20 protein-coding genes are annotated in these 21,464 nt (G+C 65.7%); 11 read left to right on the top strand and 9 right to left on the bottom strand.

Annotated features, from left to right (window positions below; all coding sequences use genetic code 11):
• Nucleotides 1–70: 70 nt before the first annotated feature.
• The 4 genes from B7X65_RS05150 to B7X65_RS05135 all read right to left on the bottom strand — a co-directional run bounded on the left by B7X65_RS05150 (nt 71) and on the right by B7X65_RS05135 (nt 3,374).
• Nucleotides 71–1,699 (bottom strand): MFS transporter, encoded by a 1,629-nt coding sequence (locus B7X65_RS05150; RefSeq protein ID WP_293593223.1) that lies wholly within the window; start codon nt 1,697–1,699, stop codon nt 71–73.
• A gap of 99 nt (nt 1,700–1,798) precedes the next feature.
• Nucleotides 1,799–2,188, bottom strand: coding sequence for a response regulator (locus B7X65_RS05145; RefSeq protein ID WP_293593222.1), 390 nt, complete (start codon nt 2,186–2,188; stop codon nt 1,799–1,801).
• A gap of 15 nt (nt 2,189–2,203) precedes the next feature.
• A complete protein-coding gene (locus tag B7X65_RS05140; RefSeq protein ID WP_293593221.1) occupies nt 2,204–2,551 on the bottom strand; it encodes an Hpt domain-containing protein in 348 nt (115 codons plus the stop codon).
• A gap of 4 nt (nt 2,552–2,555) precedes the next feature.
• On the bottom strand, nt 2,556–3,374 hold the full coding sequence (locus B7X65_RS05135) for a M48 family metallopeptidase (RefSeq protein WP_293593220.1): 819 nt from the start codon (nt 3,372–3,374) through the stop codon (nt 2,556–2,558).
• A 68-nt stretch (nt 3,375–3,442) separates the two neighbouring features.
• On the opposite strand from B7X65_RS05135, the gene B7X65_RS05130 reads away from it, so the two are divergent.
• The 6 genes from B7X65_RS05130 to B7X65_RS05105 all read left to right on the top strand — a co-directional run bounded on the left by B7X65_RS05130 (nt 3,443) and on the right by B7X65_RS05105 (nt 12,726).
• Nucleotides 3,443–4,849: an AmpG family muropeptide MFS transporter gene (locus B7X65_RS05130; RefSeq protein ID WP_293593219.1), complete on the top strand. Its 1,407-nt coding sequence runs from the start codon at nt 3,443–3,445 to the stop codon at nt 4,847–4,849.
• Between the two features lie 268 nt (nt 4,850–5,117).
• Complete coding sequence (locus B7X65_RS05125) at nt 5,118–5,828, top strand: response regulator transcription factor (protein WP_293593243.1); 711 nt, start codon at nt 5,118–5,120, stop codon at nt 5,826–5,828.
• A 153-nt stretch (nt 5,829–5,981) separates the two neighbouring features.
• Nucleotides 5,982–7,193: an ATP-binding protein gene (locus tag B7X65_RS05120; protein ID WP_293593218.1), complete on the top strand. Its 1,212-nt coding sequence runs from the start codon at nt 5,982–5,984 to the stop codon at nt 7,191–7,193.
• Between the two features lie 314 nt (nt 7,194–7,507).
• The gene (locus B7X65_RS05115; protein WP_293593217.1) at nt 7,508–8,122 is read left to right on the top strand and encodes a hypothetical protein; all 615 of its coding nucleotides are present in this window, start codon (nt 7,508–7,510) and stop codon (nt 8,120–8,122) included.
• A 9-nt stretch (nt 8,123–8,131) separates the two neighbouring features.
• Entirely contained in the window at nt 8,132–11,836 is a 3,705-nt protein-coding gene (locus tag B7X65_RS05110; protein ID WP_293593216.1) for a hypothetical protein, read from the top strand.
• Between the two features lie 323 nt (nt 11,837–12,159).
• On the top strand, nt 12,160–12,726 hold the full coding sequence (locus B7X65_RS05105) for a carboxymuconolactone decarboxylase family protein (protein WP_293593215.1): 567 nt from the start codon (nt 12,160–12,162) through the stop codon (nt 12,724–12,726).
• A gap of 90 nt (nt 12,727–12,816) precedes the next feature.
• Here the strand turns inward: B7X65_RS05105 and waaF are convergent, their stop codons facing one another.
• The 5 genes from waaF to radA form a co-directional block, all read right to left on the bottom strand.
• Entirely contained in the window at nt 12,817–13,836 is a 1,020-nt protein-coding gene (gene waaF / locus B7X65_RS05100; protein ID WP_293593214.1) for a lipopolysaccharide heptosyltransferase II, read from the bottom strand.
• 99 nt (nt 13,837–13,935) lie between these two features.
• Complete coding sequence (locus B7X65_RS05095; protein ID WP_293593213.1) at nt 13,936–14,145, bottom strand: zinc-finger domain-containing protein; 210 nt, start codon at nt 14,143–14,145, stop codon at nt 13,936–13,938.
• A 2-nt stretch (nt 14,146–14,147) separates the two neighbouring features.
• The gene (locus B7X65_RS05090) at nt 14,148–15,089 is read right to left on the bottom strand and encodes a branched-chain amino acid transaminase (protein WP_293593212.1); all 942 of its coding nucleotides are present in this window, start codon (nt 15,087–15,089) and stop codon (nt 14,148–14,150) included.
• A 98-nt stretch (nt 15,090–15,187) separates the two neighbouring features.
• Nucleotides 15,188–15,622 carry a glycerate kinase gene (locus B7X65_RS05085; protein ID WP_293593211.1) on the bottom strand — a complete coding sequence of 145 codons (435 nt, stop codon included), beginning with the start codon at nt 15,620–15,622 and terminating at the stop codon, nt 15,188–15,190.
• A 175-nt stretch (nt 15,623–15,797) separates the two neighbouring features.
• Nucleotides 15,798–17,165 carry a DNA repair protein RadA gene (radA, locus tag B7X65_RS05080; protein WP_293593210.1) on the bottom strand — a complete coding sequence of 456 codons (1,368 nt, stop codon included), beginning with the start codon at nt 17,163–17,165 and terminating at the stop codon, nt 15,798–15,800.
• A gap of 105 nt (nt 17,166–17,270) precedes the next feature.
• Here radA and hpaR point away from each other — a divergent pair, with 105 nt between their 5' ends.
• Genes hpaR through hpaD form a run of 5 tightly spaced genes read left to right on the top strand, consistent with a single transcriptional unit; the run spans nt 17,271 to nt 21,454 of the window.
• Nucleotides 17,271–17,702: a homoprotocatechuate degradation operon regulator HpaR gene (gene hpaR / locus B7X65_RS05075; RefSeq protein ID WP_293593209.1), complete on the top strand. Its 432-nt coding sequence runs from the start codon at nt 17,271–17,273 to the stop codon at nt 17,700–17,702.
• Complete coding sequence (locus tag B7X65_RS05070) at nt 17,699–18,322, top strand: fumarylacetoacetate hydrolase family protein (RefSeq protein ID WP_293593208.1); 624 nt, start codon at nt 17,699–17,701, stop codon at nt 18,320–18,322. Before hpaR ends, B7X65_RS05070 begins: the two co-directional genes overlap by 4 nt.
• On the top strand, nt 18,319–19,065 hold the full coding sequence (locus B7X65_RS05065; RefSeq protein WP_293593207.1) for a fumarylacetoacetate hydrolase family protein: 747 nt from the start codon (nt 18,319–18,321) through the stop codon (nt 19,063–19,065). Before B7X65_RS05070 ends, B7X65_RS05065 begins: the two co-directional genes overlap by 4 nt.
• A gap of 2 nt (nt 19,066–19,067) precedes the next feature.
• On the top strand, nt 19,068–20,528 hold the full coding sequence (hpaE, locus tag B7X65_RS05060; RefSeq protein ID WP_293593206.1) for a 5-carboxymethyl-2-hydroxymuconate semialdehyde dehydrogenase: 1,461 nt from the start codon (nt 19,068–19,070) through the stop codon (nt 20,526–20,528).
• Nucleotides 20,529–20,530: 2 nt separating this feature from the next.
• Nucleotides 20,531–21,454, top strand: a complete 924-nt coding sequence (gene hpaD / locus B7X65_RS05055; RefSeq protein ID WP_293593205.1) for a 3,4-dihydroxyphenylacetate 2,3-dioxygenase — start codon at nt 20,531–20,533, stop codon at nt 21,452–21,454.
• Nucleotides 21,455–21,464 lie beyond the last annotated feature (10 nt).

The following is a 21,464-nucleotide window of genomic DNA, read 5'->3' as shown; positions in this document are numbered from 1 at the left end:
CGCCTATCCAGAAAGGGCCGGGGGCGATTTCCCCCTACGTTCCCCAGGGCAGCCCGGCAACAAAGCGCTGTCAGCTCTCCAGCACCAGCCGCGTCACTACCGGTGGCGTCTCGCCCCGATGAAACGCCAGCTTGCGGTCGCGCAAGGCCACGTCGCCCGCCGTCACGCGGTCAAAGCGGCGCAGGTGTTCGGTCCAGGATTCGTCGGTGATCTGCTCGACGTAACGCCCCGGGTCCGAGATGTCGCGCAGCAGCTCCCAAGCCAGCGCCCCCTGGCGCAGCCGGCTGCGCCGGCTTTCCTGCATCAGCGTGCGAAATTCGAGGGCCCGGGCCGGATCGATGCGGTACTCGATCATGGTGCGCACCTGGCCGGTCAGCGGCGGTGCTTCTGCACTGGGCACCTTGAATTCGCGGGACGGCGTCAGGTCCTCCTCGATGCTGCGGTCGCGCAGCAGCAACTGCGTGGCACCCATGGCCACCATCGCTGTCGATGCGGCGATCAGCATGCTGGTCGGGACGCTGGTCACGGTCGCAATCTGGCCCCAGACCGCCGCGCCCAGTGCGCTGGCTCCCATGATCGCCATCTGGAAAATCGACATGCCGCGCGCACGCACCCAGTCGGGCAGCGCGAGCTGCGCCGACACGCTCAGGGTGTTGGCGGTGGTGATCCACGCCGCGCCCGCCAGAAACATGGCTGGCGCGGCGACGTAGGCATTCGGCGCAAAGGCGATGATGGCCGTGGCTGCCGACTGCAGGCCCATGCCGCCCAGCACCATGGCATCGCGGGACAAGGTGCGGCGCAGCCGCGGCAGCAAAAAGGCCACCACAAAAATCGCGCCCGAGCCCATGGACGCCAGCAGCAGCGTGAAGGTGCCGGCTCCGCCGCCCTGCAGGCCACGCGCCACCAGCGGCAGCAAGGCCAGCAAGGCGGTGGAGTGAAAGAAAAACAGTGCCACCCGCAGCAGCACCGCGCGCAGGCGCGCCGACTGGCGCACGAACTGCACGCCGACACGCATGGCGCTGATCAGGCGCTCGCGGCCCAGCGGGCTGGGCACATGCTCGCGGCGCCAGCGCATGATCACAAAACCGGACACCAGCGAAATCACGGCGTTGAGGATGAAAACGTACTCGCTGCCGGCACCGGCAATCAGCGCCCCCGCCACCAGCGGGCCGATGATGCGCGAGGCATTCATGGCGATGCCATTGAGCGCCAGTGCCGCCGGCAACTGCGCGCGCGGCACCAGCTCCGGAACAATCGCCGAAAACACCGGCCAGCGCATGGCCAGCCCGACGCCGTTGGCAAAGGTCAGCGCCAGCAGCAGCGGCGCGGTCATGGCACCCATCACGATCGTCAGACACAACACCAGCGCCACGGCGGCCACCCAGAACTGCGTGATGATGAAGTAGCGGCGCCGGTCCAGGATGTCGGCCAGCGCGCCGCTGGGCAGGCCCAGCAGGAAGACCGGCAGCGTCGAGGCGGACTGCACCAGGGCCACCCAGATCGGCGAGGTGGTCAGCGAGGTCATGAGCCAGGCGGCGGCCACGTCGTTCATCCACATGCAGATGTTGGCGGCCATCCAGGTGCCCCACAACATGCGAAAAACCGGCGAGCTCAGGGGTGCCCAGGCCGACAGCGAAGCCGGGTCGTGACGGCCAGGCGCGGGGGCGCCGGGCAGGTCCGGCGGGAGGGGGCTGGGCATGGGGAGAAGGTCCTGGGGCAGGTCTGGCTTCAATGGCCGGCAACGAAGCCGGTTCTGCTCAAGAACCGTTTTTGCCGGGCTGCAGTTGCCAATGCGTTGTTACGGCCCCTGCTGCGCCCAGATACGGCTGATCTGCGCAGACAGCTCCATCGGATCAAACGGCTTGTGAATCACGTCGATCGCTCCGAGCTCGCGGTACTGCGCCACTTCGGCGGCCTGCACCTTGGCCGTCATGAAAATCACCGGCGTGCCGGCCGTGGCGGGCAGCGCACGCAGGGCCTTGAGCGTGCTCGGACCGTCCATGCCCGGCATCATGACGTCCAGCAGCAGCAGGTCGGCCTGGGCGGTCGGTGCCGCGGCCAGCGCCTCGCTGCCGGACGGGCAGGCGATCACGGTGAAACCGCCCACGGCCTCCAGGGCCATCTGCGCCACCATGCGGATGTCGGGTTCGTCTTCGACATAAAGAATGCGGGCAAGTGTTTTGCTCATGGCTATCGTCCTTGGTCAAGAAAGAGGTTCGTCGGCCGGCAGGCTGGCCTGCAGCGCGGCAACGGCAAGTGCAATATCGGTGCGCTGGAGTGGCAAGGGTACCTGACCGGCCGGCGCGGCCTGTTCGAGCAGCAGCTCCAGCGCCCTGGCGGCCGCGCCCACCTCATGAAACCCCAGGGTGCCGGCCGTGCCTGCCAGCGTGTGCACCAGGCGCTCCAGCTCCGCCGGAAGCGCCGTGTCGTCGCCGTCGGCCACCGCACTCCACAGGGCGTGGATGTGCGCCATTTTTTCCGGCAGGGCGCGCCGGTAGTCGGCGCGCTGCTGATCGAGAAACCTCTGGAAAGCCTGCTGCGGGGTATCCATACGCTCAGCTTTTTCGCGCCCGCTCGTACAGCGGCATCACTCTGGGAAGGGTGCGTTCCATGTCGGCAATCCGCGTGGCGCCGGCGGGGTGGGTGCTCAGCCACTGCGGCGGCGCGCCCTTGCTGGCGGCGGCCATTTTCTGCCAAAGTGTGATGCCGGCGCGCGGGTCAAAGCCGGCGCGCGCGCCAAGTTCCATGCCGACCAGATCGGCCTCCGACTCGTCTTCACGGCCAAAACGCAGGTTGATCAGCTCCACGCCGAGACCAGCGACGGTCTGGCCCAGGTCCCCGAGGCCCAGCAGCTGCGACAGCAGGCTGGCTCCGATGTTGGTGGCCGCCGACTTGCCCATGCGCTCGCGCGCGTGTTCACGCAGGGCATGGGCCATTTCGTGGCCCATGATCATGGCCACCTCATCGTCGTTCAGCTTCAGCTGGTCCAGGATGCCGGTGTAGAAGGCAATTTTTCCGCCCGGCATGCAAAACGCATTGATCTGCTTGCTGCCAATCAGGTTGACCTCCCACTGCCAGTCCTTCGCACGCGGGTTCCAGGCCACGGCATGCGGGATGACGCGCTGGGCAATGCGGCGCAGGCGCTGCAGCTGCGGATGGCTGGCAGGGGCCAAGGCCTTCTGGGCCGCCGCCTCCTGCAGCATCTTGCTGTATTGCTGCCGGGAGGCCTGCTCGATCTCCCCCGCCGGCACCAGCTGGGTGAAACCGGAGTTGCCACCGACGGCCACCCCTTCACGCTGGGCGCGGGCCGGCCCCGCGCCCAGCAACAAGGCCGCGGACAAGGCCGCCAGGGTCAGTCTCAATGCAAATGTCATCGCCTTCTCCAGATAAAGGGCAGGTTCCGGCCAGCCGGACAAAAGAGCCCGCAGCGTATTATTCCCGCATGAGCGAGACCTTATCCGACGATCCCCAGGCAAAACGTCAGCCAACGCCGCTTTCTGAAGCTCAACTTTCCCCCATCTCCCCCGCCCCGGCCGCGCGCCCCAGTTGGGCCGAGACCTTGCGCGTCTACCTCGAAGCGCCCACCTTGCGCATGCTGCTGCTCGGTTTTTCCGCCGGCCTGCCGCTGCTGCTGGTGTTCGGCACGCTGAGTTTCTGGCTGCGCGAAGCCGGCATTGACCGCACCACCATTGGCTACCTGAGCTGGGTCGGGCTGGCGTATGGCTTCAAATGGGTCTGGGCGCCGCTGGTGGACCGCCTGCCGATTCCGCTGCTGACGCGCCTGCTGGGACGCAGGCGCAGCTGGCTGTTGCTGTCGCAGTCCGTCATCATGGCGGCCCTGGTCGGCATGGCGCTGACCGATCCCAAAATTGCCTTGCTGCCGGTGGTCTGGTGCGCGCTGGCGGTGGCCTTTGGCTCGGCGACGCAGGACATCGCACTCGACGCCTTTCGCATCGAGTCGGCCGACGTGCAGCGCCAGGCCGCGCTGGCGGCGGCCTACCAGACCGGTTACCGCATGGCGATGATCTGGGCCGGCGCCGGTGTCCTGTGGATTGCCGCGCGGGCCGAGGTCGCCGGTGCGGGCGGTGCGACCGGCTATCAGCACGGTGCCTGGCAAATCGCCTATTTCGCGATGGCGGCGTCCATGCTGCTGGGCGTGGTGACGGTGCTGTTTTCGCCCGAGCCGGCGCCGCGCGAGCTGCCGCCTGCGCGCAACGCCGCCGAGTGGATCAAAAGCGCGCTGGTCGAACCCTTTGCCGACTTCCTGCGCCGCTACGGCAAACAGGCGGCGCTGATCCTGATGCTGATTGCCGTCTACCGCATCAGCGACGTGGTGATGGGCATCATGGCCAACCCGTTTTACGTCGACATGGGTTACACCAAGGACGAAGTCGCGGCCGTCACCAAGATCTATGGCGTGATCATGACGCTGGTCGGTGCCTTTGTCGGCGGAGCGCTGGCCATGCGTTTTGGTGTGATGCGCGTGCTGATGCTGGGCGCCGTCCTGAGCGCCGGCAGCAACCTGCTGTTTGCCTGGCTGGGCTCGCTCGGCCACGATGTCAATGCGCTGATCTTCGTGATCTCGGCCGACAACCTGTCCAGCGGCATCGCTTCGGCGGCCTTCATCGCCTACCTCTCCAGCCTGACCAACATCAACTATTCGGCCACGCAGTACGCCCTGTTCAGCTCCATGATGCTGCTGCTGCCGAAGTTTCTGGCCGGTTACTCGGGCACCTATGTGGACGCGTTTGGTTACAGCAGTTTTTTCACGGTGACGGCCTTGCTGGGGGCGCCGGTGCTGCTGCTGGTGTGGCTGGCTTCACGCATGAAAATGCCGGCCAACCCATGATCCACGGGAGTCGACAGCTACTGATTTCATAGGCTTCAAAAGCGCCGCAGGGGCCGCCCCGATCGGCGCGCCGGTTTACCTAACTTTACAGCGGCTTCAACGCGACTTGTTGCGCGGCGCGCACCATGAGACGGTCATTGACGAAGGAGTCTCCATGAGTGACCGTACCCCCAGCCCTTTCACCACCGACGTGTTGGCGGCCACCCCACCGGCGGGCGCCAATGGCTACACTGATCAGCCCACAAGCACCCGCACGGTGAACCCGCCCATGACACAGCAACTCCTGATGATCGAAGACGACACCCGCCTGGCGACCATGGTGGGGGAATACCTGCGCCAGTCGGGTTATGGATTTACCCATGCGGTCGACGGCGGCAAGGGCCTGGAAGCGCTGCAAAGCTGCAAGCCCGATCTGGTGATCCTCGATCTGATGCTGCCCGACATGGACGGCCTCGAAGTGTGCCGGCGCATCAAGGGCCTGGGCGGCGACGCCGGCCGCACGGCCGTGCTGATGCTGACCGCCAAGGGCGACCCGATGGATCGCATTGTCGGCCTGGAAATCGGCGCCGACGACTACCTGCCCAAACCCTTTGAGCCGCGCGAGCTGCTGGCCCGCATCCGTGCCGTGCTGCGCCGCGGCGGCGAGACGACCAGCACGAGCGGCAGCCAGCAGACCATGCGCTTCGGCTCGCTCGAGATCGACCGCGACGCGCGCACCGTGTCGGTCTCCGGCAAGGTCTGCGAACTGACGTCCTACCAGTTCGACCTGCTGGTCGCCTTGGCCGAACGCGCTGGCCGCGTGCTCTCCAGGGACCAGATCATGGAAGCCGTGCGTGGCCGCGAACTCGAAGCTTTTGACCGTTCGATCGACGTCCACATGGGCCGCATCCGCAGCGCCATCGAACTCGATGCAAAGGACCCCAAACGCATTCTCACGGTGCGCGGTGTGGGTTACGTTTTTGCCAAGCAGCAGGATTGATCCGGTCTTATGGGACTTCTAGAAATTCGATTGTCGGGATGCAGGGCAAGGCGCACGGAGCGCAGGACACCGGAATGCACCTGGGTGCATGAGGATTCCGAGCACCGCGCAACGCAGTCATGCGCCCGAAAATCGGATTTGTAGGAGTCTCCCATGTGGTCCCGTTTTACCTCGCACCTGTATGTCAGGATCTGGCTCGCCGTGGTCGCCACGGTGGTGGTGCTCGCCTTTCTCGTTGGCGCGGCCTGGCAACTGAGCACAGACCCGCCCCAATTGCCGATCCGCGAAGTCCTGGTGCACAACGCTGCCGGCGAAGTCATCGGTCGGGCACAGACCAGGCCCGACCGCAAGCTCGGTGACGGTCTGGAGTTTGACGTCTTGATCAAGGACGGGCAGACCCTGAACCTGCAGCTGCCCCGCCCCAAACGCCCTCCCGGCAGTTCCTGGAACCGTCCGCCCTACGGCTTTGGCTTTGGCTGGATGCTGGGCCTGGTCGCGCTGGCTGTCGCGCTGGGTGCCTATCCCATCATCCGCCGGCTGACGCAGCGGCTCGAAGGCCTGCAGCGCGGCGTCGAGCGCTGGGGCAGCGGCGACCTGTCGGCCCGCATGACTGTCCAGGGCAGCGACGAAGTGGCTTTTCTGGCCGAACGTTTCAACCACGCCGCCGAGCGCATCGAAACGCTGATGGAGTCACAGAAAGCCTTGCTGGCCTCGCACAAATCGCTGCTGGCCAACGCCTCGCACGAGTTGCGCTCGCCGCTGGCGCGCATCCGCATGGGCCTGGAACTGATGGGTGGTGACGCCGGCTCGGCGCAGCGCGCCGAAATCTCGCGCAGCATCAATGAGCTGGACCAGCTGATCGACGAAATCCTGCTGGCCAGCCGGCTCGACACCAGACAGGCCGACGCCGAACCGTTCGAGGTGCTGGACCTGACCGGTCTGGCCGCCGAGGAATGTGCCCGGGTGCAGGCGGAACTCGGCACGGCGACCCAGACCGAAAGCCTCACGCTGCAGGGCTCGGCGCGCCTGCTGCGCCGCCTGATCCGCAACCTGCTGGAAAACGCCAGGCGTTACAGCAACGGCGAAGTCAGCCTGGAACTCGGACAGACCGGCGCGGGTGCGCAGCGGCGTGCCGTGATCCGTGTCAACGACCACGGACCAGGTGTGCCGCCGGACCAGCGTGAACGCATTTTTGAGCCCTTCTATCGCCTGCCGGGCGCCAGCGAACGCGAAGGCGGTGTGGGCTTGGGCCTGGCGCTGGTCAAATCCATCACCGAACGCCACGGGGGCAGCGTGCGCTGCGAAGACCGGCCGGGCGGCGGCGCTTCTTTTGTGGTCGAGCTGCCGATGCCTGCCACCGCTTAACGTCCTGTCCCGCAAATAAAGGCGATATGAAATCGCCCATTCAGCCACCATGCGGCGTTGCTCGTCGTTGCCATGGCTACGGCTATGTCGCCTCCTCGCGCCTTGCCTGGCGACTGACTGGACAATTTCATTTCATCACCTATTTGCGGGACTGGACACTAGAAATACGAATACGCGGCAGGGCAGGCGAAATATACAATCGCCTCCTCCACCCAGGGAAGGCCTTGTATGTCGCCCACCGCCACCACCGCGCAAGTATTTTTCCCTGAACAGGGGGACGGTCCGCAGGCGCCCTTGTCCACGCGGGTGATTGCATGAGCGTGCCTCTCGCGACCCTCCAGCGCCAGTCGAACCCGGTCTGGCTGCATGACGCTTTCAGTTCGCTGTCCGGCGGGCATGCCGGAACACCTCTCGTCTTTGAGCGTGCCGAACATGCCGCCGACTACCTGCGTTTCTGGAGCGCCGATCCCGCCGCTCTCACGTCCCTGCGTTACGCCCTGTACCGCTGCGAACATTCCCCCTCGGTGTTTGCCATGCCCGATGCACAGGTGCTGCAAGCGCTCGCTGCCAAACTGGCGCGCGGCACCCTGGTACTGACAGACCGCCAGGCAAGTGCAGGCGCAGGTGGCTGGCCGCTGGTTCCCGCCACCGAGGCGACGGTACCGGCCTCCAGTACGCTGATCAACCTCAACACCCTGCCCGACCGGCCCCCGGTGCCGCCCTTGCTGCCCGTGCTCGAAGAAGTGCAGATCGAAGGCGCCGAGGTGCTGCCCGAAATCGAACAGACGCTGGAGCAGATTGACCTGACCCTGGGCAGCATCGACCTGGCCGGTGTGTCGCTGGAACCGACACCGTCGAAAGTGCCGCTGATCGAGACCGCCATGACCGACGCCAGCAGTTCGGTGACCCGGACGCTGGACGATCTGTAAAGCCCGCGCATGCAGTTTGTGACGCGGGCCGGCACGGCCATCAGCACCGGCGCCACGCAGGTGATCGCGTCGGTGGCCACGGCCTCCAGCACCTTGCAGACCGAACTGGGCGCGGGCATTTCCGAAGCCACCGCGGCCATCAGCACCGTGACCCAGCAGGTCAGCGCGGTGGCCACGCAGATCACCCAGCTGAGTCCGCCCCTCAATCCGCAAGCGCTGGTTGGGCCGCTGTCGCTGGCACTGACGCGCCTGCAATCGGACCTGGGCGGCGTGGTGAACTCGCTCGCTGGTCTGGGGCCACGCCTGGCCACGGCGGGGCAGAATCTGGCCGGCATCGTCAGCGATGTCCAGGACGCGGTGTCGGTCGCCACGGGTTTGCCGGGCCGGCTGGTGGCGATCCGCCCCGATGTGTCCGGCATTCCGCCACGGTTGACCGGCATTGCCCGCAGCGCGCAGGACCTGGGCGCCCGGGCACTGTCTCTGGAACCGCGCCTGGCGCAGTTTGCCGGCACGCTCGCGCCCCTGCAGCAACGCCTGGCCGACCTGCAGATCAGGCAACCCGCAGACCTCGCGAGTGCGCAGGCCGGCGTACGCGCCGAGGTGCAGGGCGCGCTGGACGGCATCAACGGCGAGATCGGCAGCGTCCGGCTGGAAGTCGCCGGCGCTGCGACAGGCATCCAGACAGAAATTGAAGCCACCGCGCAAAGCCTGGCAGCGGTGCTGGACGGGCTCCAGGCCCAGATTGACGCGATCGTGGCCGACGTGTCCGGTGTCATTGACACGGTCATGGGCCGGATCGATGCAGCCGTCACCGTGCTGGAGGAAGAACTCGCCGCACTGACCGGACAGGTCGGCGGTTTCAAGGACCGCACCCACGAGGTGGCGCTGGCCATCGCCGCGCCGGTGCTGGGGGTGGAGGCGGCGATTGACGCGGTCGCTGCGCAGATTGAAGCCGTGGGCCAGGTGATTGACGGCATCCTGACCAGCATCGAGGCGCAGATCACCCGCCTGGAAACGGTGATCGCTGCGCTCAAACAAACCATGGACACGGCGGTCGCCGGCGTGGACGACACGCTGACCGTCCTGAAGGACACGCTGGGCGAAGTCATCACCGAGATCGACGAACTCAAGGTCACACTGCAAGCCCTGCCCGAGCGCTTCCAGCCGGTCGAGGCGCAAATCGACGAAGCGCAGCAGACGATTGAAAGCATCCAGCAGCGCATCCGCGAGTTCATGGACCGTGCCGACCGTGCGCTGGCGCAGGCCAGCCGCGAGATGGACCAGGCCGACGCGCTGTGCGACAACGCCATCGCCGTCTGCACCAAATACATCACGCGCTCGCTGGCCATGGTGGCGGCGCGCACGCTGTTCATGGGCGTCAAGGCCATGATCCCCGGCATCAGGACAACCATTGCCGGCGCGCGCGCCACGGTGAAAACATCGGGCAACACCGCCATCGGCCTGCTGGACCAGGCCATCGCGGTTGTCGAGCAGTTGCGGGCCGTGGTCAAACAGGCCATCGAACAGGTGCGCCAGGCCATTGCGCAAGTGCTTGCCGTGCTGGACCAGGTGCGCGCCGCCCTGGTGCAGGCGCAGGAGCGCATGACCCAGGTCTCCACCGACATGCATGCGGCAGCCGAGCAGGTCAAGGCCCAGCCCGACAAGCTGGTGGCCCAGGTACGCGAGGCGCGCGACAGTTTTGTCGCCGCCACGCAGCCGCGTGAGAAAGTCAACGCCGTGCATGCACAGGTGCTGGGTTTCAAGGGCCGCTTCGTGGCGCCGGTTCGCCTGCAGGTGGAAAGCGCCGAGTCACGCGTCATCCAGGGCATCAGCGACGTGCAGGCAAAGATGCAGCCGCCCATGGACCAGCTCAAGGAAAAAGTGCAGGCGCTGCGCGACCAGATGTCAGCGCTGCAGGCACAGATCCGGCGCCCGCCCGCCCAGCTTCAGGCCCTGATGGAAGATCTCAAGGCCCAGCTGGACCAGCAGGTGGGCCGCGCGCGCCAGGTGCTTGACGACGTGCTCGCCAAGGCCGATGGCCTGATCGGCCAGGCTCAGCAGGCTGTGCAGTCGGCGGCGCAGGCAGAAAGCGACGCCAGCCAGGCCTTGTCCGCAATGGCCGGCCGCTTCAGCCAGGCCAGCAGCGAAACCGGCAGTCTGGTCACCCGGATACAAACGGCTGCCGACGATGCCACCAGCCAGGTGGACGGTCTCGGTGCCAGGCTGGACAGCTTTCGCACTGAAGCCGAAGATGCTCTCCAGCAAATTCAGGCGAGTGTGCAAAGCGCCAGCGACAGCGCCCTCGCCCTGCGTCAGGAGTTTGAGGCTGCGGGCCAGTCGGCCAGTCGCCAGCCCGACGCCATCTCTGCCAGCATGGCCGCCCTGCTCAGCGCCGCAGAGCCCCTGCAAGGCGCACTGGCCTCCGCGCAACAGGACGCCGCGGCCCAGGGCGAAGCGGCGAACCAGGCCAGCGCCGGGCCGCTGGAAAAGCTGGCCGCCGCCCAGCAGGCCTTGGCCACCATGCTGGATGACGCACTGGCCGCAGTCGCGCCGCCCGGCGACGCTGCCCGGGAAGAACAGCAGAAGATGGACGAGCGGCTGGCGTCGGTCGCGGGTGAAGTGGATGGGCTGAAACAGCAGGTGCAGGCAGCATCCAAAGAGGTCGCCGAGCGCACGGCTGAGGCGCGCGCGGAAGTCACCCAGCATCGCGACAAGGGCCAGGCGCTGATCGACGAAGCGATGAAAGAGGTGGAAACGGCCAAAGCGCAAACCGAGGTCGCACGCGCCGATGTGGTCAGTGCCGAGGCCACGATGGACGCCGAAGTGGTCAAACACGGCGGCGAAGCGCTGGCGCGCAAGGCGCCCCCTGCGCAAGCTGGCGCCCCCGCAGCCAGTGCGGCGTCCCCCACCGAAGCGGGACAAGCCGCCGGCGCATCCGGTGCCGGCGCGCCAGGCAACGCACCAGGCGGCGGCGCTTCGACCGATGGCGCGGCGGCGCCCGCCGCCGCGCCGGCCCAAGGCACACCGACCCAACAGGAGGAACAAGGGGCCACTGCACCGGACGCCAGCGCCGCCCCGGGCGAGCCCGCAGCCGAGGCCCAGGCAGCGCCGGGTTCCGCCGCGTCCGCAGCAACAGACAGCGGCGCCAGCGACACGCCTGCCGCGCCTACGGCGGATGTTCCCGCCGATCAGCGCACTCCGGAGCACGCGGCGCATCCGGCGGCGACCGACCTGCCGGACACCGATGCCGGCCCAAGGCCCCCGACCCCTTCAGCCCCCCCCCTGCCCGGGGACGCCGCCACACCGTCGCAGCCACCCGGGACAGCGCCACCCGGCAAACCGGCAGCCGGGCCCGAAATACCGGAAAGGCCGGGCCTGCCCGAGGTGCCTGAAGTGCCTGAAACAGCAGATCTGCCACCGGTCGCGCCGTCCGGCACGCCCGCTCCTGGCGGTGCAGCACCCGCCGACCTGCCGAAGCCCGGCGCGACCATGCCCGACCCGGCACCGCTGCGCCCACCCCGGCCTCTGCAAGACGCGCTGGACAAGGCCACCTCCGCGAAACCGGCCACGCCGGTCCCGGAGGCCCTCAAGTCCGGCCTGAACGACCTGGCCAGCAAGCTGCCCACACCGGCGGACGCCCCCTTGGCTGGAACTGATGCAGAAAAGCTTTTGGAGGGCCTCAAAGAGGCTCTCACCGGCCCCCCCGGGCTCTGAGGAAACCGCCGTGATGGCGCAGGCGTGAAGAAAATCTCAATTTGAAATACTGTTACGCGAAAAAACGACATCTCTCCCCCAAATAGGGGATGCCACAAAAACTATCTACCCTTTAAAGTCTCGCAGTTGCTGTGACAACATCGATCGCTGAAAACAAAGGCAGAAGACTCCAGATCGATCAACAGATCATCAGTCTCAACGACGTCCCTCAAAGGACTTGGCAAGGCCACCGCAAGGTGGCCTTTTTTTGCCCGGTTACATCTGCGGGACAGCCGCTCTCCCCGCGTTACCATCGGCAGCTACTTGATTGCGGGAGTTTGCGCGTGAACACCAACCAACCGGCGGCACCTGTCCGCCAGGGCTTCTCCACTTCTGCCCCGGAACGGCTTCCCATGCTGCCGGCCGACGCGATGTCCGCCGCGCAGCGCGAAGCGGCCGACGCCCTGATCGCCGGCCCGCGCAAAGCGGTGTTCGGTCCTTTCATTCCCCTGCTGCGCAGTCCGGCACTGATGGCGCGCGTCGGCCAGGTGGGCGAGTACCTGCGTTTTGACAGCATGCTGGACGTGCGCATCCGCGAGTTGGCGATGTGCCTGGTCGCGCGCCATGTGTCCAACCAGTTTGAATGGCTGATGCATGCACCGCTGGCGCTCAAGGCCGGCGTGCCGCAGGCCAGCCTGGAGGCCATCGCCGAAGGCAGATACCCGCACAGCACAGCCCCCGACGAAGCAGCCATGGTGGACTTCGTGACCGAACTGCTGCAGCACCATGGCGTCAGCGACAGTTCGTACGCCGCCGCCCTGGCGCTCTTCGGCGAGCAGGGCGTGGTGGAACTGACCACGCTGGTCGGCTATTTCGTGATGGTGTGCTGGGTGATGATTCGCAGCCAATAGCTGGCTATTGGCAAGAAATTCAACGCAGCAGGCCGCCCGAGCCCGGCTGATCGCGCGCCGCAGGGGACTTGTTCAGCGCTTCCCTCAGCGTCAGGGCGACAAAGCCGCGAGCACCCGCGCCGCGCTGATGTCGTTCAGGCAGCGGGTGTGGCCCAGCGGGCATTCGCGCTCGAAGCATGGCGCGCAATCGAGCGGTGGCAGGTAGGCCGCATCGTTTTTCAGCCAGAGCACCGTGGCTTTCGCGCTCAGCGGCGGCGTGTGCAGCGGGCTCGACGAGCCGAAGATGGCGACCTGCGGCACACCAAAGGCCGCCGCCACATGCATCAGGCCCGAGTCGTTGCTGACCACCTGGCGGGCCGCTGCGATGGCGCACAGCGCCTGCACCAGCGTGGTCTTGCCGGCCAGATTGATACAGGCACCGGGTCGCACCGCGTTGGCCGGCCCGGCGATTTCTTCGCACAGCGCCGCTTCCTTGCCCGAGCCCAGCAACAGCACCGGCAGGGCCAGGCGTTGCGCCAGTTCGGAAAAATGCGCCGCAGGCCAGCGCTTGGCCGGACCGTATTCCGCACCCGGTGCAAAGACGTCATAAGCGCCGCGCTCCAGGCCGAGCTCGGCCAGCGCCTGCGTCACCTCGGCCGCCGGCATCTGCAACTGCGGCCGGTCCGTGTCCAGATCCGTGTCGCCGCTGAGCGCCGAATAAAACGCCACCATGGGCGGTCGCTGGCCTTTGGCCGGATTTTTCAGGCGATGGGTGAGCAGGCCGATGCGCGCTTCACCCAGGTAGCCGACACGTTTGGGAATGCCGGCCAGCAGGGGCAGCAAGGCGCTTTTCAGCGAGTTGGGGAGCACGTAGGCGGTGTCGAACTGGCCGGCGATCCGCTTGGCCAGCGCGCGCCGCGCCTTCAGTTGCAGGCCGCCATGCGCAAACGGAAACTCGATGACCTCGTGCACCTGCGGCATCGCACGGTACACCGGTGCGACCCAGGGCAGCGCGCCGACCGTGAGTTGCTCGCCGCGTGCATGCAGACGCCGCAGCAGCGGCTCGGTCATGACTGCGTCGCCTATCCACTGGGGAGCAATGACGAGGGAACGGTGCGAGTTATCTGACATGGCTTCCGTTCGCCCTGAGCTTGTCGAAGGGTGTTTGCAAACCGCAATGTCTGAAGAAGGCTTCGACAGGCTCAGCCCGAACGGCCAGGCGCGGCCATCTCAGTGGCCAGCGCCGACGTGCTCGCCTGCTTTCAGCGCGTAAGTCGTGCCGCAATAAGGGCACTTCGCGTCGCCGGTGCGCGCCACATCGAGGTAGACCTTGGGGTGGCTGTTCCACACGGCCATGTCGGCCTTGGGGCTGGGACAGAACACGCCGCCTTGCGGGTTCAGGTCCTTGGCGAGCAGTTCGACGGTGAAAGAGGTACTCATGATCAGACCTTGGCCAGCCAGCCGGCGTATTTGGGGTTGCGGCCGTTGACGATGTCAAAAAACGCGCTCTGGATTTTTTCGGTGATGGGGCCACGCGAGCCCGCGCCGATTTCGATGCGGTCGAGTTCGCGGATGGGCGTGACTTCGGCGGCGGTGCCGGTGAAGAAGGCTTCGTCGGAGATATACACCTCGTCGCGCGTGATGCGCTTTTGCACCAGCTCCAGGCCGAGGTCCTTGCAGATGTGCAGGATGGTGTTGCGCGTGATGCCGTTGAGCGCGCCGGCCGACAGGTCGGGCGTGTAGACCACGCCGCCCTTGACCACAAAAATGTTCTCGCCCGCGCCTTCGCTGACGAAGCCCGAGGCGTCCAGCAACAGCGCTTCGTCGTAACCGTCGTCCAGCGCTTCCATGTTGGCAAGAATGGAGTTGGTGTAGTTGCTGACCGCCTTGGCCTGCGTCATGGTGATGTTGACGTGGTGGCGCGTGTAGCTGGAGGTTTTCACGCGGATGCCGCGTTTCATGCCCTCTTCGCCGAGGTAGGCGCCCCAGGCCCAGGCCGCCACCATCAGGTGAATGGTATTGCCTTTGGGGCTGACGCCCAGCCTCTGCGAGCCGATCCAGGTCAGCGGCCGCAGGTAGCAGCTTTCCAGCTTGTTGTCGCGCACCACGGCCTTTTGCGCTTCCATGACCTCTTCCTTGCTGAAAGGAATTTTCATGCGCAGGATCTTGGCGCTGTTGAACAGGCGCTCGGTGTGTTCTTCCAGCCGGAAGATGGCCGTGCTGCCGTCGGCCGTCTTGTAGGCGCGCACGCCTTCGAAGGCGCCGCAGCCGTAATGCAGGGTATGGCTCAGGACGTGGATTTTGGCGTCACGCCATTCGACCATCTGGCCATCCATCCAGATTTTGCCGTCGCGGTCTTCCATGGAGGGTGCTACTGGGGACATGGTACTGATCCTGTGATGAATGTCGTGAAAGGGTTCCCGGAGTCTGGCCTGCTGCAGGCGGGGCCGAAGAACCTGCCGAAAAACCCGAAACGCTGATTTTACGGGCCGGGCGACGGGCCGGCGGCGGCCGGCGGCGAATCCGTCACCGGCGGCCTGAAAAGTTCATGGTGCGCCAGCTTGCCGCCGACAAAGGTGCAGGTGACATGCGACTGGCTACCATCGGTCCAGCGAAACACCTCGGGCTGGGCGTCCTTGTCGGATTGCAGCGCGCCCAGGCTTCGGGTCATGGCCACCACATGCAGCAGCGTCATGCCCGGCTTGAGCCTGGCATTGAGCATGACGGCGCTGTCGACATAACCGATGGGCCGGTTGGCCGCGCGCTTGAGCACCTGCATCATGCGGGTGAAGTGGAGCAGCAGCCACATCATCAGGCCGCCGACCGCAGCCGCTACACCGGCCCAGCCGAAACCGCGGTAAGCCAGCACCACCACGGCAACGCCGGCGATCGGAACAAAAATTTTCTGGAAGTTCATGGCGCTATTTTCGCAGCCACCGGCCACCTCCCGGCTGCGGGGAGTGCGTACGAGCTTCCACACAGCCATGGCCACTTGTTATTTTCAAGAAAAATCGGCCTTCAGCCCAGATGGAGAGGGCGCCAACAGCTACTGATTTAATAGCGCTCCATCCGCCGCACCGAGGTGAATCCCGCTACGCGAGGCTTCGCACCACCTCGATCGCCTGCTCCACGCGTTCGACCGCATGGATGGTCAAACCTTCGATCGGCTTCTTGGGCGCATTGGCCTTGGGCACCACGGCCACACTGAAGCCCAGTTTGGCCGCTTCCTTGAGCCGCTCCTGGCCGCGCGGCGCGGGCCGCACCTCGCCGGCCAGGCCGACCTCGCCGAAAGCGATGAAGCCTTTGGGCAACGGCTTGCCGCGCAGGCTGGAAGTGATCGCCAGCATCACCGACAGATCGGCCGCCGGCTCGCTGATGCGCACACCGCCGACCGCGTTGACAAATACGTCCTGGTCCATGCAGGCAATGCCGGCGTGGCGGTGCAGCACCGCCAGCAGCATCGCCAGCCGATCCCGGTCCAGGCCCACCGACAGGCGACGCGGGCTGGGGCCGCCGCTGTCGACCAGCGCCTGGATTTCCACCAGCAGCGGGCGCGTGCCTTCGAGCGTGACCAGCACACAGCTGCCCGGCACCGGCTCGGCGTGCTGGCTCAGAAAAATCGCGCTGGGGTTGCTCACGCCCTTGAGGCCTTTTTCGGTCATGGCGAACACACCGATCTCGTTGACCGCGCCGAAACGGTTCTTGATCGCGCGCACCAGACGAAAACTCGAATGCGTGTCGCCCTCGAAATAGAGCACGGTATCGACCATGTGTTCGAGCACGCGCGGGCCGGCCAGTGCGCCTTCCTTGGTCACGTGACCGACCAGGATGATGCAGACGCCGCTGGACTTGGCGGCGCGCGTCAGGTGGGCAGCACATTCGCGCACCTGGGCGACCGAGCCCGGCGCCGACGTGAGTTGCTCGGAATACACGGTCTGGATGGAATCGATCACGGCCACGGCCGGCCGCGTGGCCTCCAGCGTGGCGAGGATTTTTTCGAGCTGGATCTCGGCCAGCACCTTGACCTGAGAGCCGTCCAGCCCGAGCCGGCGCGAGCGCAGCGCCACCTGAGCGCCGCTTTCCTCGCCGGTCACATACAGAGTGTCGAGGCCGGCGCGCTGCAGGGAATCGAGGGCCTGCAGCAGCAGCGTGGACTTGCCGATGCCGGGATCGCCGCCTATCAGCACCACGCCGCCTTCGACAATGCCGCCGCCCAGAACACGGTCCAGCTCCTCATGCCCGGTGGGCGTACGCGCCATGTCGGTGGCCTCGATGTCGGCCAGGGTCGCCACTTCCGACGGTTTGGCCAGCGAGGCAAAACGGTTTTTCACCGGCGACTGGCTTTCGGCAATCGACTCGATCAGCGTGTTCCAGGCCCCGCAATGCGGGCATTTGCCCAGCCATTTGGGGCTGGTGCCGCCGCACTCGGTGCAGGTGTAAATCGTCTTGTCTTTGGCCATCCGGCGATATTACTGTATTTATTCACAGTGCGGGTTAGTCCCGGCCTCGCGCGGCTGGCAGCAAGCTTCAAATCATTTAATATATTAAATAAATCCTCCTTGCCCATGAACACGCCTTTTATTCACCGCAACCTGCCCCGCCTGCTGCTGCAGGCACGCGAATCCGTGATGGCACACACCCGGCCGCGCCTGCGCGAACATGCACTGAGCGACCAGCAGTGGCGGGTGCTGCGGGTGCTGGGTGAACACGGCGTGGTCGAAACCGGCAAGGTCGCGCGCGAAGCCTTCATCCTCGGCCCCAGCCTGACGGGCGTGCTGACCCGCATGGAGCGCGACGGCCTGATCCAGCGCTCGCGCGATTCGGTGGACCAGCGGCGCACGGTGGTTCAGGCCACCGACAAGGGCGCACAACTGGTCAACACCCTGTCGCAAACCATAGAAACGCATTACGCGTGGATGGAGCAGTCCCTGGGTAAAGAAAATTTGTCGCAGCTTTACGCACTGCTCGACAAGGTGATTGAACTGGAGCAGCCATGAGTTTCATGCCGTCGGGCACGGTCTACGGCGTGCTGCTGAACTTCCGCGCCGAAGTCGAGGCGCTGGCGCCGCAAATGAACCAGCCGCCCTACAAGGCGCCACCCCAGGCGCCGGTGCTGTATGTCAAGCCGGCCAACACCTGGAGCGCCAGCGGCGCCAGCATCCCCGTGCCGGCTCGGGTCCCCGAGGTCGAAGTCGGCGCCAGCATCGCCATGGTGATGGGTGAGGCCGGCGTCGTGGCGGGCTATGTGCTGATGAACGACCTGTCGATTCCCCATGCGTCTTTTTTCCGGCCGCCCGTCAAGTTCAAATGCCTGGACGGTTTTCTCGGCATCGGCCAGCGACTGGTGCCTGCCAGCGAAGCTGGCGATCCTTCAAGCTTCACACTGGAAGTGCGCATCAATGGCGAGCTGAAACAGGCCGTCAGTTTTTCGCAGCTGGTGCGCCCTGCCGACCAACTGCTGGCCGATGTCGGTGAGTTCATGACCCTGCGCGCTGGTGATGTGCTGATGCTCGGTTGCGACCTGGGCAGACCACTGGCCAGAGCCGGTGACCAGATTGACATCACGGCACCCGGCTTCGGCACGCTGAGCAACACGCTGGTTCGGGAGGCCACATGAAACACGCACGTGTGGTTCATCAAGGCCAGGTGCATTCGGCCACAGAACGCGGCGGCCAGCTCCTGCTCGCCAACGGACAACTCGTCGCCGAAGACGCGGTGACCTGGCTGCCGCCCCTGGCACCCACGCCGCGCCCGCGCACCATTCTTGCGCTGGGCCTGAACTACGCTGACCACGCGAAAGAGCTGGAATTCAAGGCGCCCGAAGAGCCCCTGGTGTTCATCAAGGGCGAAGGCACGCTGACCGGCCACCGCCAACTGACACGCCGGCCGGCCGATGTGCAGTTCATGCATTACGAGTGTGAACTCACGGTGGTCATCGGCAAGACTTCCAAAAAGGTCAGCCGTGACGACGCGTACGACTTCATCGCGGGCTACACCATCGCCAACGACTATGCGATCCGCGACTATCTCGAAAACTGGTACCGGCCCAATCTGCGCGTGAAAAACCGCGACACCTGCACGCCACTGGGCCCCTGGCTGGTGGACGCGGCCGATGTGCCGGACCCCATGGCGCTGGCGCTGCAGACCACCGTCAACGGAAAAATCACGCAAACGGGCAACACGCGTGACATGATTTTCGACGTGCCCTTCCTGATCGAATATTTCAGCAGCTTCATGACACTGCAACCCGGCGACCTGATCCTGACCGGTACACCCGACGGTGTGGTGGACTGCCGGCCCGGCGACGTGGTCGTTACCAGCATCGAGGGCCTGGGCTCGCTTATCAATACGATTGAATGACCATGACAAAAATAGATCACCTCATCAATGGCCGGGCCGTCGCCGGCAGCAGCTACTTCGAGACCGTCAACCCCGCCACTCAGGACGTGCTGGCCGAAGTGGCTGCTGGCGGCGAAGCCGAAGTCAACGCCGCCGTGGCCGCTGCGAAAGAGGCCTTTCCGAAGTGGGCCGGCATGCCGGCACCGCAGCGCGCCAAACTGGTCCGCAAGCTCGGCGACCTGATCGCCGCACATGTGCCCGAGATCGCGCAGATGGAGACCAACGACTGTGGCCAGGTGATTGCGCAGACCGGCAAGCAGCTGATCCCGCGCGCGGCCGACAACTTCTATTACTTTGCCGAGATGTGCACGCGGGTCGATGGCCACACCTACCCGACCGAGACGCACCTGAACTACACGCTGTACCACCCGACCGGCGTCTGCGCACTGATCTCGCCGTGGAACGTGCCCTTCATGACGGCCACCTGGAAGGTTGCGCCTTGCCTGGCTTTTGGCAACACCGCGGTGCTGAAGATGAGCGAACTCTCGCCGATGACAGCCGCGCGCCTGGGGGAGCTGGCGCTGGAAGCCGGCATTCCGCCCGGCGTGCTCAACATCGTGCACGGCTACGGCAAGGACGCCGGCGAGCCGCTGTGCCGCCACCCTGACGTGCGTGCCATCTCGTTCACCGGATCGACTGCCACCGGCAACCGCATCGTGCAGGCCGCCGGCCTGAAAAAATTCAGCATGGAGCTGGGCGGCAAATCACCGTTTGTGATTTTTGAGGACGCGAACCTCGAGCGGGCACTCGACGCCGCGATCTTCATGATTTTCTCCAACAACGGCGAGCGCTGCACCGCCGGCAGCCGCATCCTGGTGCAGCAATCGATTTACGCCGACTTCGCAGCCAAATTCGTGGAACGCGCCAAACGCATCAAGGTCGGCGACCCGCTCGACGAAGCCACCACCATCGGCCCCATGATTTCGCAGGGCCATCTGGCCAAGGTGCGCAGCTACATCGAACTCGGCCCGAAAGAAGGCGCCACCTTGCTGTGCGGCGGGCTGGGCACACCGGACCTGCCGGAGCGGGTGAAAAATGGCAACTACGTGCTGCCCACGGTGTTTGCCGACGTCGACAACCGCATGCGCATCGCGCAGGAAGAAATCTTCGGCCCGGTGGCGTGCCTGATCCCGTTCAAGGATGAAGCCGACGCAATCCGCCTGGCCAACGACACCCAGTACGGCCTGTCGAGTTATGTCTGGACCGAGAACCTCGGCCGCGCCCACCGGGTGGCCGCAGCGGTCGAGGCTGGCATGTGTTTCGTGAACAGCCAGAACGTGCGCGACCTGCGCCAGCCCTTCGGCGGCACCAAGGCCTCGGGCACCGGCCGCGAAGGCGGCACCTGGAGTTACGAAGTGTTCTGCGAGCCGAAGAACGTGGCGGTTTCGCTCGGTAGCCATCACATTCCGCATTGGGGAGTCTGAGCATGGGAACACTGGCCCTCGCCGCCAAAATCACGCACGTGCCTTCGATGTACCTCAGCGAGCTGGACGGCCCGCGCAAAGGCACGCGGCAGGACGCGATTGACGGCCACCTGGAAATCGACCGGCGTTGCCGCGCTCTCGGCGTGGACACCCTGGTGGTGTTCGACACGCACTGGCTGGTCAACGCGAATTACCACATCAACTGCGCGCCGCACTTCAAGGGCCTGTACACCAGCAACGAGCTGCCGCACTTCATCAGCAACATGGGTTTCGAGTTCCCGGGCAACCCGGCGCTGGGTCAGCTGCTGGCCAGGGTCTGCAATGCGCATGGCGTGGAAACGCTGGCGCACGACGCCACCACGCTGAACCCGGAGTACGGCACGCTCGTGCCCATGCGTTACATGAATGCCGACCAGCACTACAAGGTGGTGTCGGTCTCGGCGCTGTGCCAGGCGCATTACCTCAACGACAGCGCGCGCCTGGGCTGGGCCATGCGCCGCGCGATTGAAGATGAGTACGACGGCACCGTGGCCTTTTTTGCGAGCGGCTCGCTGTCGCACCGTTTTGCGCAGAACGGCCTGGCGCCCGACTACGCATTCAAGGTCTGGAGCCCCTTCCTCGAAACGCTGGACCATGAGGTGGTGCGCATGTGGCAGCGCGGCGACTGGAAAGCGTTCTGCGCGATGCTGCCCGAATACGCGGCCAAAGGCCACGGCGAAGGTTTCATGCATGACACCGCCATGCTGCTGGGCGCCTTGGGCTGGTCAGACTACGACGCTCAGGCCGAGGTCATCACGCCCTACTTCGGCGCTTCGGGCACCGGGCAGATCAACGCGGTGTTCCCGGTCACGCCGCAAACCGGCGCCGCCATTCCCGCCGCGCAGGCCTCGTCCGCGCACGGCTACCAGGCCGTGAGCCGGCTCTGACCAAACAAGA

This window comes from Polaromonas sp. 39-63-25 (genome assembly GCF_002278925.1).
In the GTDB taxonomy this organism is placed as follows: Bacteria; Pseudomonadota; Gammaproteobacteria; order Burkholderiales; family Burkholderiaceae_C; genus Polaromonas.
This window is presented reverse-complemented; position numbering and strand designations above follow the sequence as displayed.

Bases quoted from the DNA above. Each gene is read 5' to 3' on its own strand.
- B7X65_RS05125 (WP_293593243.1), top strand. From the start codon at position 5,118: ATGACACAGCAACTCCTGATGATCGAAGACGACACCCGCCTGGCGACC.
- B7X65_RS05085 (WP_293593211.1), bottom strand. From the start codon at position 15,622: ATGAACTTCCAGAAAATTTTTGTTCCGATCGCCGGCGTTGCCGTGGTG.
- B7X65_RS05140 (WP_293593221.1), bottom strand. From the start codon at position 2,551: ATGGATACCCCGCAGCAGGCTTTCCAGAGGTTTCTCGATCAGCAGCGC.
- B7X65_RS05065 (WP_293593207.1), top strand. From the start codon at position 18,319: ATGAAACACGCACGTGTGGTTCATCAAGGCCAGGTGCATTCGGCCACA.
- B7X65_RS05110 (WP_293593216.1), top strand. From the start codon at position 8,132: ATGCAGTTTGTGACGCGGGCCGGCACGGCCATCAGCACCGGCGCCACG.
- hpaR (WP_293593209.1), top strand. From the start codon at position 17,271: ATGAACACGCCTTTTATTCACCGCAACCTGCCCCGCCTGCTGCTGCAG.
- B7X65_RS05145 (WP_293593222.1), bottom strand. From the start codon at position 2,188: ATGAGCAAAACACTTGCCCGCATTCTTTATGTCGAAGACGAACCCGAC.
- hpaE (WP_293593206.1), top strand. From the start codon at position 19,068: ATGACAAAAATAGATCACCTCATCAATGGCCGGGCCGTCGCCGGCAGC.
- B7X65_RS05135 (WP_293593220.1), bottom strand. From the start codon at position 3,374: ATGACATTTGCATTGAGACTGACCCTGGCGGCCTTGTCCGCGGCCTTG.
- B7X65_RS05095 (WP_293593213.1), bottom strand. From the start codon at position 14,145: ATGAGTACCTCTTTCACCGTCGAACTGCTCGCCAAGGACCTGAACCCG.
- B7X65_RS05090 (WP_293593212.1), bottom strand. From the start codon at position 15,089: ATGTCCCCAGTAGCACCCTCCATGGAAGACCGCGACGGCAAAATCTGG.
- B7X65_RS05120 (WP_293593218.1), top strand. From the start codon at position 5,982: ATGTGGTCCCGTTTTACCTCGCACCTGTATGTCAGGATCTGGCTCGCC.
- B7X65_RS05115 (WP_293593217.1), top strand. From the start codon at position 7,508: ATGAGCGTGCCTCTCGCGACCCTCCAGCGCCAGTCGAACCCGGTCTGG.
- B7X65_RS05070 (WP_293593208.1), top strand. From the start codon at position 17,699: ATGAGTTTCATGCCGTCGGGCACGGTCTACGGCGTGCTGCTGAACTTC.
- hpaD (WP_293593205.1), top strand. From the start codon at position 20,531: ATGGGAACACTGGCCCTCGCCGCCAAAATCACGCACGTGCCTTCGATG.
- B7X65_RS05130 (WP_293593219.1), top strand. From the start codon at position 3,443: ATGAGCGAGACCTTATCCGACGATCCCCAGGCAAAACGTCAGCCAACG.
- B7X65_RS05150 (WP_293593223.1), bottom strand. From the start codon at position 1,699: ATGCCCAGCCCCCTCCCGCCGGACCTGCCCGGCGCCCCCGCGCCTGGC.
- radA (WP_293593210.1), bottom strand. From the start codon at position 17,165: ATGGCCAAAGACAAGACGATTTACACCTGCACCGAGTGCGGCGGCACC.
- waaF (WP_293593214.1), bottom strand. From the start codon at position 13,836: ATGTCAGATAACTCGCACCGTTCCCTCGTCATTGCTCCCCAGTGGATA.